This is a genomic window from Pseudonocardia endophytica (assembly GCF_004339565.1).
GTDB classification, from domain to species: Bacteria; Actinomycetota; Actinomycetes; order Mycobacteriales; family Pseudonocardiaceae; genus Pseudonocardia; species Pseudonocardia endophytica.
In genome coordinates, this window is the sequence record NZ_SMFZ01000001.1 from 2194787 (window position 1) to 2207070 (window position 12284).

Annotated in this window: 12 protein-coding genes; 8 read left to right on the forward strand and 4 right to left on the reverse strand. The window is 72.8% G+C overall.

Going from position 1 to position 12284, the window contains the following annotated elements:
* Nucleotides 1-27: 27 nt before the first annotated feature.
* Complete coding sequence (locus EV378_RS09815) at nt 28-822, reverse strand: hypothetical protein (RefSeq protein ID WP_132422923.1); 795 nt, start codon at nt 820-822, stop codon at nt 28-30.
* A 9-nt stretch (nt 823-831) separates the two neighbouring features.
* Complete coding sequence (locus tag EV378_RS09820; RefSeq protein WP_132422926.1) at nt 832-1416, reverse strand: hypothetical protein; 585 nt, start codon at nt 1414-1416, stop codon at nt 832-834.
* Between the two features lie 249 nt (nt 1417-1665).
* Here EV378_RS09820 and EV378_RS09825 point away from each other — a divergent pair, with 249 nt between their 5' ends.
* The 8 genes from EV378_RS09825 (at nt 1666) to EV378_RS09860 (ending at nt 10174) form a co-directional block, all read left to right on the forward strand.
* A complete protein-coding gene (locus EV378_RS09825) occupies nt 1666-2166 on the forward strand; it encodes a MarR family winged helix-turn-helix transcriptional regulator (protein ID WP_132422929.1) in 501 nt (166 codons plus the stop codon).
* A gap of 163 nt (nt 2167-2329) precedes the next feature.
* Nucleotides 2330-3598: an FAD-dependent monooxygenase gene (locus EV378_RS09830; RefSeq protein ID WP_132422932.1), complete on the forward strand. Its 1269-nt coding sequence runs from the start codon at nt 2330-2332 to the stop codon at nt 3596-3598.
* A gap of 27 nt (nt 3599-3625) precedes the next feature.
* Entirely contained in the window at nt 3626-5035 is a 1410-nt protein-coding gene (locus tag EV378_RS09835; protein WP_132422935.1) for an MFS transporter, read from the forward strand.
* A complete protein-coding gene (locus tag EV378_RS09840; RefSeq protein WP_132422938.1) occupies nt 5032-5820 on the forward strand; it encodes an FAD binding domain-containing protein in 789 nt (262 codons plus the stop codon). Before EV378_RS09835 ends, EV378_RS09840 begins: the two co-directional genes overlap by 4 nt.
* Complete coding sequence (locus EV378_RS09845; RefSeq protein ID WP_132422941.1) at nt 5813-8167, forward strand: xanthine dehydrogenase family protein molybdopterin-binding subunit; 2355 nt, start codon at nt 5813-5815, stop codon at nt 8165-8167. The genes EV378_RS09840 and EV378_RS09845 overlap by 8 nt, the downstream gene beginning before the upstream one ends.
* A complete protein-coding gene (locus EV378_RS09850; protein WP_132427671.1) occupies nt 8167-8691 on the forward strand; it encodes a (2Fe-2S)-binding protein in 525 nt (174 codons plus the stop codon). The genes EV378_RS09845 and EV378_RS09850 overlap by 1 nt, the downstream gene beginning before the upstream one ends.
* Entirely contained in the window at nt 8688-9326 is a 639-nt protein-coding gene (locus EV378_RS09855) for an isochorismatase family protein (RefSeq protein ID WP_132422944.1), read from the forward strand. The genes EV378_RS09850 and EV378_RS09855 overlap by 4 nt, the downstream gene beginning before the upstream one ends.
* Complete coding sequence (locus EV378_RS09860; protein WP_132422947.1) at nt 9323-10174, forward strand: alpha/beta fold hydrolase; 852 nt, start codon at nt 9323-9325, stop codon at nt 10172-10174. The genes EV378_RS09855 and EV378_RS09860 overlap by 4 nt, the downstream gene beginning before the upstream one ends.
* Nucleotides 10175-10371: 197 nt before the next feature.
* On the opposite strand, the gene EV378_RS09865 is transcribed toward EV378_RS09860, so the two are convergent.
* Nucleotides 10372-11121: a maleate cis-trans isomerase family protein gene (locus tag EV378_RS09865; protein ID WP_132422950.1), complete on the reverse strand. Its 750-nt coding sequence runs from the start codon at nt 11119-11121 to the stop codon at nt 10372-10374.
* Nucleotides 11118-12164, reverse strand: coding sequence for a 2,5-dihydroxypyridine 5,6-dioxygenase NicX family protein (locus EV378_RS09870; RefSeq protein ID WP_132422953.1), 1047 nt, complete (start codon nt 12162-12164; stop codon nt 11118-11120). Before EV378_RS09870 ends, EV378_RS09865 begins: the two co-directional genes overlap by 4 nt.
* Nucleotides 12165-12284 lie beyond the last annotated feature (120 nt).

Sequence of the window (12284 nt, forward strand, 5' to 3'; positions counted from 1 at the left end):
TTCGCGCCAAGGGGGCGGCGGCGACGGTCAGCGGGTCGCCTCGGCCAGGTAGGTCGCGGTCGGGTTCCGGTAGTGGAGCACCTGCCCACCGACGATCAGGACCGCTCCGACGGCGAACGCGATCCAGAACGGGAGCGGCGCCGCACCACCGCCGGTGAGGTTGTAGACCGTGTTGGCGACGGCGAGCACGGCCAGGACGGTCACGACCATCCGGCCGCGCCGCCAGCCGGCCCGCACCAGCCACAGCACCGGGAGGGCCGCTCCGGGGGCGACCCCACCGGCCACCCCGCCGATCGTCCCGACCACGATCATCCCGACCACCGTCAGCGCCGCACCCACGACGAGCGGCCGGGGTGGCGCCGGGGCCGGGGCGACCACCGGCGTGCGCTGCCCGTGCCGTCGCTCCCACTTCAGGGTGGTGGCGCCTGCGGGCCGCTCACGCGCCGTCGTCGCCTTCGTCTCGCCGTAGAGCTGCTTGGCCCACCGGGACGCGGGCGGCGCGAGCCGGACCGCGGCCACGATCCATACGATCAGGCCCACGACGATGGCGGTCATCGAGAGGACGCCCGCCCCGTTGAGGGTCAGCACCCCGCCCGCGGCGAACGTCAGGCCGACGACGAACAGCACGTACTTCTGCTTGAGCAGCACCGCCGAGGGGAACGCCCAGATCACCACCAGCACGAGCGTGATCGCGACGGAGGTCAGCAACGCGACGTTCACGACCTGCACCGTGCCACAGGCGCGGGCCGGGACCGTGACCCCTCCGCCGTCGAGATGAACACCACGGTCGTTCGGGCGATGCGTGACGACCGTGACGTTCACGTCGGCCGGTCACCTGGGCGTGGGTGCCGTCGAGCGTCCCGCGTGGACGTGCAGCACGACGGCCCCGACCAGCACGACCAGCGCCGCGGCCGCCCCGGGCAGCGTCGCAGGGTCGGGAAGGCCGGCGACGACCAGGACCGTCTCGACGGCCGCCAGCACCGCGGCGAGCCCGAGGCAGATGCGACCCGACAGCGGCCGACCGGCCGACGCGAGCAGCGCGTGTCCGATGAGGACGCCGCCGGCCAGCGACGTCACCGTCCCCAGCGGGACGCCGCCCAGGACGCCGACGACGACCGTCGCGAAACCCGCCGTCGATCCCGGCCCCCGCTCGGCGGCCACCACCGAGCCACCGAACCGCGCGTTGGCCTGCACCATCCGGTCCGCGTCGTAGCGCCACCGGGCCCACGGCGAGTCCGGTTTCGCGACCCGGGTGATACCGATGATCCCGATCACCGACACGATCGACAGCGGGGCGATCAGCGCGAGCCGTCGCTTGCCCTTGAGCCAGTGCACGGTCCCGACGCCGGTCACGAGCGTCAGGATCGCGCCGAGCGGGACCAGGACGTCGCCGACGAGCGTGAGGCCGCCGGTCACGGCCCGCCCCGCCCCGAACGAACGGCACCCTCGAGCAATGTCACTGCTCGAGGGTGCCGTTCGTTCGGGCCTGGCGCCCGGTGAGCACGCCGCGCGACCCGGCGAGCGCCCGATCGGCGAGCTCGGGCGAGCTGGGTGAGCACTCTCGCGACGCGGCGGGGCGAGCGGCCGCGACGACCATCCGGGCACGTATGATCGGCGCGGATCCGGGGAGCGAGGAAACCGGTCCTGATCGGGTACGGAGGGGTCATGGGCGAGCCGCAGCCGCGTCGGAGCCAGCCGACCGCCACTCCGCCTGCGGACCTCGTCGCCGCCCCCGGCTACGGAGCGCGGCGGATGTACCAGGCCTATCTCGCGGCATGGAACCGGCACGTCGACGGCGTGACGACCGGGCCGCAGTTCGCCGTGCTCTCCGCGATCCGCGCCTACCCCGACTCCGACCAGAGCTCGCTCGCGGGCGCCGTCGCGCTGGACACCTCGACGATGGCCGACGTGTGCCGCCGGATGGAGCGCCGCGGGCTGATCCGGCGCACCGAGTCGCCGCGGGACGCCCGTCGCAAGATCCTCTCCCTCACCGACGACGGGATCGCGGCGCTCGAGGAGGTCACCCGCCGGACCCGGCGGCTGGACCGCGAGCTGCTGGAGGCCCTGCCCGAGGAGCGCCGCGGCGAGATCGCCGGCCTGCTCAACACGCTGGGTGCGCACTGGGAGAAGGTCGCCGACCGCGGCCCGCTGAGCGACACCGCGTGACCCACGTCCCGTTCGGCGTGAACGGGACGTGACACCGCGTTTCGGTCGGGGTTCTTTCCGCGCAAACTCTTGCGTATTCGGATAGTACGTGCTCGGATTACTTCTCGTGCGGGCTGCGTCACACCGTCGACGGATCGCGGGCCCCGGATGCGAGGAGGTAGTCGTGGCACCCAGCCAGTCCCTGGAGATCACGGTCGTGGGCGGAGGTCTCGGCGGACTCACCGCCGCGCTCGCGCTGCGGCAGCAGGGCTTCCGGGTCTCCGTGCTGGAGGCCGCCCCGCAGCTCGGCGAGGTCGGTGCCGGCATCCAGACCGCGCCGAACGCCAGCCGCGTGCTGATCGGGCTGGGACTGCGCCCGCAGATGGAACGGATCCACACCGCCCCGCAGGACCAGGTACGCAGGCGCTGGGCCGACGGCAGCGTCATCGCCCAGCTCCCGCTCGGCCGGTCCGTCGTCGACTCCTACGGTGCCCCGTACTGGCACTACCACCGCGCCGACCTGCACCGGATCCTGCTCGACGCCTGCCTGGACCCGGACGGACCCGGCCCGGTCGTGGACGTGCACACGGACGCCGCCGTCGTCGGTATCGACCGCGCGAACCCGGACCGGCCGGTCGCCGTCACGGCCCGCGGAGCCCGCGTCGCGGGCGACGTGCTCGTCGGTGCGGACGGGATCCGCTCGGCCGTCCGCGACCTCGCCGGGTTCGACGACACCCTGGTCTTCTCCGGCGAGATGGCCTACCGGGCACTGATCCCCGGCGACCTGATCGCCGACGACCCGGCGACCCGCTTCCTCGTCGACCGCTATCACTCCACGATCTGGTACGGCCCGGACAAGCACCTGGTGCACTACGTGATCCGCCAGGGCGAGTTCCTGAACGTGGTCGCGATCGTCCCGTGCTCGCCGGAGGCGGAGCGGGACTGGACGGCCCCGGCGTCGGCCGAGGAGATGGTCGAGGCGTTCGGCGACTGGGACGACCGCGTCCCGGCCATGCTGTCCAAGGCCAAGGACGACGTCACGGCGTTCGCGCTCTACCGCAGGCGCCGCGACCCGGTGTGGGTCGACGGCCGGGTCGCGCTGCTCGGTGACGCCTGCCACGCGATGCTCCCCTACCAGGCGCAGGGCGCGTCGCAGGCGATGGAGGACGCCGCCGTGCTCGCCGAGGAGCTCGGCGCGGCCGGACCATCCGGTGTGGACGGTGCGCTGTCGCGCTACGTGCACCGCCGCGCGAAGCACGCCGGCATGGTGCAGGACGCGTCGCTGCGGAACATGAGCTTCTACCACCTGCCCGACGGGCCCGAGCAGCGTGCGCGCGACGAGAAGCTGCGCCGCTTCGACGGCGAGTCGGACGTCTCGTACGACTGGCTCTGGCGCGGATCCCCGCTGCACGATCCGGACAACGAGGCCATCACCTACCAGTTCGCCCGCTAGCCCCCCCACCACCCGAGGAGTACCGACATGCGTACCGGCGACCAGGTCGTCCAGGACCTGCCCTGGCGGTGGAACGTCCAGGGGAAGATCTTCATCATCGGCGGCCTCGGCTACATGTTCGACGCCTGGGACGTCGCCCTCAACGGCTTCCTCACGCCGTTGCTGGGCACCGAGTTCGGGCTGTCCACCGGCCAGCGCGGCCTGGTCGCGACGGCCAACCTGATCGGCATGGCGGTCGGTGCGATCGCGTTCGGCACGATCGCCGACCGGATGGGCCGCAAGAAGGCGTTCAGCGTCACGCTGCTGATCTTCGCCCTGTTCTCGGTGCTCGGTGCGCTGTCGCCGAACTGGGAGATCTTCCTGGTGCTGCGCTTCCTGGCCGGCGTCGGGCTCGGCGGCTGCATCCCGGTGGACTACGCGATCGTCAGCGAGTTCTCCCCGCGCAGGCAGCGGGGCAGGGTCCTGTCCGCGATGGACGGCTGGTGGCCGGTCGGCACCACGCTCGCCGGGCTGTCGGCGACGCTGCTCGTGCCCGTCGACGGCAACTGGCGATGGATGCTCGTCCTGATGGTGCTGCCCGCGGTCCTGCTGTTCTGGATCCGCCGGGGCGTCCCGGAGTCCCCGCTCTACCTGGCCCGCACCGGCCGCGAGACCGAGGCCCGTCAGGTCATCGACGACATGGTCCGCCGCACCGGCGCGACCCCGGAGCCCTACGCGATCAGCGCCGCCGCACCGGAGCCGACGACGTCGCGCCGGCGCGGTCTGGCCGCGCTGGTCGAGCAGCTCCGGATGGTGTGGGCGTTCTCCCCGCGGATCACCGGCGTCGCCTGGGCCCTGTTCGTCACGGTCATGGTCGTCTACTACGCGGCGCTGTCCTGGATGCCGTCGATCCTGCGCGCCCAGGGCATGGGCGAGGTCGCAGCGTTCGGCTCCACCACCGTGATGAACGGTGTCGGCATCCTCGGCGTGATCACCTCGGTGCTGCTGGTCGAGCGCCTCGGCCGCAAGTGGGTGATCGGCGTGGCCGCCCCGGCGGCCGCGCTGTCGCTGATCGTGTTCTCCCTGGTCATGGGGTCGTCGACGGCGGCCATCGTGATGATCGCGGTGTTCGGCTTCTTCGCGCTGGTCGTCATCCCGGTGATGTACGCCTACGTCTCCGAGCTCTACCCGACCGAGCTGCGGGCGTCCGGGTTCGGCTGGGCGTCGTCGTCCAGCCGGGCGGTCACCGGCTTCGTCCCGCTGATCTTCGGCAGCCTGCTGTGGCCGGTGCTGGGCCTGCCGCTGACGTTCACGCTGATGGGCCTGCTCGTCGTCGCCGCCGTCGTGTTCATGGCCGTCGGCGCGCCGGAGACCCGCGGCCGGGAGCTGGACCGGATCACCGGGACCGAGCAGCGGGTGGACACCACGTCGGACGCCCCGGTGGTGGAGAAGGCGTGAAGCCCGCCCCGTTCACCTACCACCGGGCGTCGTCGGTGCGCGACGCGGTCGACCTGCTGGCCGAGCTCGCCGACGGCGAGCCGAAGCTGCTGGCAGGCGGGCAGAGCCTGGTCGCGATGATGAACTACCGGATGGCCCGGCCGGGTCACCTGGTCGATCTCACGCACGTGCCCGGCCTGGACGGGATCCAGCTCGAGGGCCCGACGCTGCGGATCGGGGCGCTCGCCACCCACCGGGCCGTCGAGAAGGCCGACCTCGGCCCCGGTTTCGCCGTGCTGTCCGCGACGATGCGCTGGGTCGGGCACCTGCCGATCCGCACCCGCGGCACGGTCGGCGGTTCGCTGGCGCACGCCGACGCCACCGCGGAATGGTGCCTGCTCGCGGTGCTGCTGGACGCCCTCGTGATCGTCGACGGCCCCGGCGGGCGGCGGGAGATCGCCGCGCGGGAGTTCTTCCACGGCCCGTTCACGACGGCGCTGGACCCGGACGAGGTGATCGTCGAGGTCGCGTTCGGCCGGCCTGCCCCGCGGGCGGCGGTCGCCGAGTACGCCGACCGGCGCGGCGACTTCGCGGTCGTCGCGGCCGGGGTGGACCTGGACACCGGCGACGTCGTGCTCGGCGGCGTCGCGCCGGTGCCGCTGCTGGTGCGCGGCGCGGGCAGCCCGGACGAGGTCGCCGACGCGCTGGAGCTCCGCGACGAGCCCGGCGTGCCGGCGGCCTACCGGCGCGGCCTGGTCAGCACGCTCGTCGCCCGCGCCCGGGAGGAGGCGGCCTGCCGTGCGTGACCCCGGACTCCGGCCCGACGGCACGTGGGTGGGCGCCGACGTCCCGCGCCGCGAGGACCCGCGGCTGCTCACCGGGCGCGGCCGGTTCGTCGACGACATCGAGCTGCCCCGGATGCTGCACGCCGCGTTCGTCCGCAGCACCGAGGCGCACGCCCTCGTGTCCGGTGTGGACCTGAGCGAGGTGCGGGAGGTGCCGGGGGTGGTCGCCGCGTTCGACGCGGCCGACCTGGACCTCACCGACATCACCGCGCTGCTGGACCGCCCGGCCGAGGAGTTCACGCCGACGTCGATGCCGGTGCTGGCCCTGGACAAGGTGCGCTACGTCGGCGAGCCGCTGGCCGTCGTGCTGGCCCGCGACCCGTACGCGGCCGAGGACGGTGTCGAGGCCGCCGTCGTCGACTACGAGCCGCTCGACCCGGTCGTCACCGAGGCCGCGGCGCTGGCCGCCGCCGGCCCGCCGGTGCACGACGAGGCGCCGGGCAACGTGCTCGTCGACGTCAGCCTGTTCGCCACCGAAGGCATCGACGACGTGTTCGCCACGGCGCACACCGTCATCACGGTCGAGGCGCGCACCGGACGGCAGAACGCGCTGCCGCTGGAGACCCGCGGCGTCGTCGCCGACTGGGACGACCGCGACGAGCAGCTGCTCGTCCGCACCTGCACCCAGGTGCCGCACCAGGTCCGCACGGTGCTGGCCCGGTGCGCAGGGCTGGACGAGAAGCAGGTCCGGGTCACCGTGCCGGACATGGGCGGCGGGTTCGGGCAGAAGTGCGTCGTCGGGCGCGAGGAGATCGCCGCGGCCGCCGCGGCCCGCCTGCTGCGCAGGCCGGTGAAGTGGATCGAGGACCGGCGCGAGGCACTGACCGCGAGCTTCCTGGCCCGCGAGCAGCACTACGTCGCGCGCGCCGCGTTCGACGCCGACGGCGCGATCCTGGCGCTGGACGCCGACATCGTCTGCGACATGGGCGCCTACTCCTGCTACCCGTTCACGGCCGGGATCGAGCCGCTGATGGCCTCGGCCGAGATGCCGGGCGTCTACCGGGTCCCCGCCTACCGGGTGCGGGGCCGCGCCGTCACCACGAACAAGGCCCCGACAGCGCCCTACCGCGGTGTCTCGCGCCCCCAGTACGTGATGGTGATGGAACGGCTGATGGAACGCGCCGCGCGCGAGCTGGGGCTCGACGCGCTCGACGTCCGGCGCCGCAACCTGATCACCGAGTTCCCCTACCGGGGGATCAACAACGTCACCTACGACCCCGGCTCGTACCTCGAGTCGCTGGACCTCTGCGAGCGGGTGCTGCGCGACGAGGGCTGGCTCGGTCACGCCCTCGACGACGGCCGGGTGCTCGGGATCGGCTATTCCTGCTTCTCCGAGCGCACCGGCTACGGCTCCGGCGCGTTCGCCCAGCGGAAGATGCAGGTCGTCCCCGGGTTCGATCTCTCCCAGATCACGATGGACCTCGACGGCACCGTCTCGGTCACCACCGGGACGCTCTCGCACGGGCAGAGCCACGAGACGACGTTCGCCCAGATCGTCGCGGACCGGCTCGGGATCCCGTACGACAAGGTCAAGATCGTCCAGGGCGACACCGACCGGATCACCTACGGCTGGGGCTCGTTCGCGTCCCGGTCGGTGACGATCGGCGGGTCGGCCGCCTCCGCCGCCGCGGTGAAGCTCGGCGACCAGCTCCGCGCGCTGGCCGCCCATCTGTCCGGTGTGGACGTCGACTCCTGTGAGCTCGACGGGCGGGGCGGCGTCCGCGCGGGCGAGCGGACGTACCCGTACGCGGAGCTGGCCGACGTCGCCTACCTGCGGGCGCACCTGCTGCCCAAGGACGTCGGTCCGGGTCTCACCGCGACCGCGAGCTTCGACGTCGGCGGCGACGGCACGTTCTCCAACGCCACCCACGGCTGCGTCGTCGCGCTGGACCCCGGCACCGGCGGCGTCGAGATCCTGCGCTACGTCTGCGTCGAGGACTGCGGCGTCGCGATCCACCCGCGGGTGGTGGAGGGCCAGGCCCGCGGCGGCATCGCGCAGGGCATCGCCGGCGCGCTGTTCGAGCAGGTCACCTACGACGAGGTCGGGCAACCGCTGGCGCCGAGCTTCATGGAGTACAAGGTCCCGACCGCGTCCGAGATCCCGGACGTGCGGATCGAGCACCTCGAGACGCCGTGCGCGTTCACCGCCGACGGAGCCAAGGGAGCGGGTGAGGGCGGCACCATTGGCGCCCCGGCCGCCGTGCTCAACGCCGTCAACGACGCGTTGCGCCACACCGGGATCGAGCTCGACTCCACCCCGATCCCCCGGGCCGCGATCTTCACCGCGCTTCAGGAGGCCACCCCATGATGACCGACATCCAGCTCGTCGAGCTGACCGTGAACGGCGAGCGCCACGAGCTCGTGATCCCGCCACGTCGCACGCTGGCCGACGTGCTGCGCCACGACCTCGGGCTCACCGGCACGCACGTCGGGTGCGAGCACGGGATCTGCGGGGCGTGCACGGTCCTGGTCGACGGCGCACCGGCCAGGGCGTGCCTGTTGTTCGCCGCGCAGGTGGAGAACTCGGCGATCCGCACCGTGGAGTCGCTGTCCGGTCCCGGCGACGAGCTGTCCGACCTGCAGCGGGCGTTCGCCGACCACCACGGCCTGCAGTGCGGGTTCTGCACGCCCGGGTTCCTCATGCTCGCCGAGGGCTATCTCGCCGACGAGCCGGACGCGACGCGGGAGGACATCCGCGAGGTCGTCTCGTCGAACCTCTGCCGCTGCACCGGCTACCAGACCATCACCGACGCGATCGACGACTGCGCGTCGCGGCGCCGCGCGGCGCTGCAGAGCGCGCTGCTGTCGACACAGGACGGGAGCACCGCATGAGCCTGCACGGAGCCGAGACCGACGCCACCTACGCCGCCGCCGGGTTCGGGGCGGCCACCCGGCGCGGTCCCCGGCCCGCCGTCGTCGTCGTGGACCTGACGGCCGGGTTCACCGACCCGTCGTACCCGACCGGCAGCGACCTGTCCGCCGTCGTCGCGGCGACGTCGTCGCTGGTCGAGGCCGCGCGCCCGCTCGGGGCGCCGGTCGCGTGGACGACGATCGCGTTCACGCCCGCCGAGCGCGACACGCTGCCGTGGCTGGTGAAGGTGCCCGGCATGCGCGGGCTCATGGTCGGCTCGGACGCGGCCGCGTTCGACGCCCGGCTCGACGTCCGCGCCGACGACCACACGATCACGAAGAAGGGCGCGTCGGCGTTCTTCGACACCGGGCTGGCCAGCCTGCTGCGTGCGTCCGGTGTGGACACCGTCCTGGTCTGCGGCGCCACCACAAGCGGGTGTGTCCGGGCCACCGCGGTCGACGCCGTCCAGTCCGGTTTCGGCGTGCTCGTACCGCGCGAGTGCGTCGGCGACCGGGCCGCGGGTCCGCACGAGGCCACCCTGTTCGACATCGACGCCAAGTACGGCGACGTGCTCTCCCTCGACGACGCCGTCGGCTACCTCAAGGAGCTCGCGTGACCACAACGCTCACAGCCCGCCAGGTCCGCCAGGACGCGCTGGCCGATCTCGCCGACGTCCCGGCGACGTCCCGCTGGGTCCGCAACGGCGACGTGCGCCTGCACGCGCTCGACTACGGCGGCGACGGCAGGCCGGTGCTCGTACTCCCCGGCATCACCAGCCCTGCGGTCACTCTTGCCTTCGTCGCGCGCGAGCTGACCGATCTGTGCCGTCCGATCGTGCTCGACGTCCGTGGGCGGGGCCTGTCCGACTCCGGCGACTCCTGGACGCTTGACGACTACGCCGACGACGTGCTCTCCGTCCTGGACGGGTTCGGGCTCGGCGGCGAGACGGTCCTGTTCGGACACTCGATGGGCGCGCGGATCGCCTCGGTCGCCGCGACCTACCGTCCGCTGCGCGGGGCCCTCCTCGTCGACCCCCCGCTGTCCGGACCGGGTCGCGGTCCCTACCCGACGACGCTGGAGGCGTTCCTCGGCCAGCTGCACGAGGCGCAGCGCGGCACCGACGCCGACGAGGTCGCGAAGGCGTGGCCGCGCTGGCCGCGAGCCGAGCAGGAGCTGCGGGCGCGGTGGCTGTCGTCGTGCGACGAGGCCGCAATCCGCGCCACCCACGCCGGGTTCGAGAGCGAGGACTTCTTCACGGCGTGGCCGTCGGTCCCGGCCCCGGTGACCGTCCTGTACGGCGCGGACTCCCCCGTCGTCACGGCCGACGGCGCGGCGGAGGTCGCCGGCAGGAACCCGCGCGCCGACGTCGTCGCGGTCCCGGACGCCGGACACATGGTGTTCTGGGACAACCCGGCGGTCGCCATGGCTCTGCTGCGCGACGCCCTGGAGCCCCTGGTCCGCTGACCGACCCGCGACGGGTCCGGCGTCCGTACCGATCGCGGTACGAACGACGCTCGTCACGGCGTCGGCGCGGTGGCGCTCCTCCCACCCGTCCACCGCAACCTGCCACCCGACCGGGGGTCGCGGATCGAGTGGTGGGTTGTGGCGGTCGCGCCCGCCACAACCCACCACTCGATCGCTGCGAACGACACGCGTGCGGGTCAGCCCGCCAGGAGCGCCCCGGCGCCGGGGACGCGCGGCTCCAGGCCCAGCTCGGTGAGGAGCCGGTGGGTCGTGGCGGTGGCCGCGGACAGCACCGGGATCCCGATCTCGTCCTGGACGGGCTGGATGCTCGGCAGCGACGGCATCTGCACGCACGCGCTCAGCACGAGCGCGTCGGCACCTCCGAGGTCCAGCTTCCGGTGGTGCTCGCGCAGGTCGGCCGGGTCCAGACGGGCGACGGCGAGGTTGTCCGGCACCTGCAGCGAGAGCGAGTCGACGACCTCGACGCCCGCGTCCTCGAGGTAGTCCACGACGGCCTTCGTCAGCGGCTCCATGTACGGCGTGATGATCGCGACCCGCCGCGCGCCGAGCGCGGCGATGCCGGACAGCAGCGCCCCGGCGCTGGACACGACCGGCGCCTGCGCGCCCTCGGCCCGCAGCGCCGCGGTGATGTCGTCCTCGGCCGTGCAGTGGAATCCGGGCCCCTGGGCCATGATCGCGACCAGGCAGGCGGTGGCGACGACGTCCGGGCGCGCGTCGGCGAGCTCCGTCGCCGCCCGCTGCGCCTGGGCGTTCATCGCCCGCAGCTGCTCGGGGGTCACGTGCTGCATCCGGGCGCGTGCCGCGTGGAAGACGAACCGGTCCTCCGGGATCACCTCCTCGCGGGCGCGCAGCATCCGCGGGAGCTCGGTCTCCATCGTGAGGTTCGAGCTCGGGACGATCATCCCCACATGATGGTCACGCGTCATCGGCGCGACACCGGCTTCATCTCGGGCACGGTCAGCGCGCCGGCGTCGACGATCAGCTCGTCGTCGAGGTAGAGCGAGTTGCCGCGCATCGGGATGTCGAAGTGGCATGCGGTGTCGTTCGGGCCGCCGAGCTCGTTGTTCGGGCCGATCGAGAACATCACGTTGCCGTAGAAGCTGCGCAGCTCCATGCCCATCCCGCCGCCGAACTGGGTCAGGCCGTGCCAGTGCGCGCGCTCGTCGAGACCCCAGCCGACGTGGCTCATGCCGTAGCCGCGCGGGTCGTCGAAGCTCTCGATGTAGGAGCGCAACAGGTCGGCGTCCAGGCCGGAGGATCCGGCGCCGCCGCGGATGTCCCGGATGAAGCCCTGTTCGATGGTGATCTCCACCGGGGTCTGGACGTAGGTGTTGAACGGCAGGAGCACGTCGCCCGGCGCGAGGACGATCGTCCCGTCGACGCCGTCGTCGGAGCCGCCGGTGAACACGAACGCGGCCGGCCAGTGGTCCCACCGACCGGGGGTGTCGGTGTAGCCGTACTCGCTCATCGTCGGGTACATGCCGAGCTGGTAGGTCACGTCCGTGCCGTGCGGGCTGGTGATCCGCATCGAGGACGCCTTGGCCAGCAGCTCCGCACCGGTCTCGACGCGCTCGCGCAGCTCGGTCGTCGGCATCAGCCGGGCGAGCAGCTCCGGCGGCTCGACGGCGGTGAGGATGCGGGTCCCGGCGTCCTGGATCGCGAACTGCTCGGGGCTGAACAGCAGGAACGTGCAGTCGACGACCATGTCCGCGGCCTTCAGCGCCTCGACGGCGAGCGGGATGTTCCCGAGCCCGGAGTCGCCGACCGCCCAGGCTCCGCTCGCGCTCGCCGGGGACGGCAGCCGCATGTGGTAGCCGGTCGCCCCGAGCTTCTGGATCGCCCAGAGGAACGCGTCGGCGTACTCGGTCCGCTCGGCGCCGCGGGTCAGCACGACGACGGTCTCGCCCTCGTGCACGCCGGACAGCGTCAGCTGCTGCAGGCAGATGTCGTTGAACAGGTTCTGGTCCATCGCGACCACCTCCGTGTCTCGGATTATTAATCCGAGCACGTACTATCCGGGGACGCAAGACCTGAGCGACGAGGAAACAGAACCGTCACGATCTCCCGCCGCGCCGTCGCAGCCTCCCCA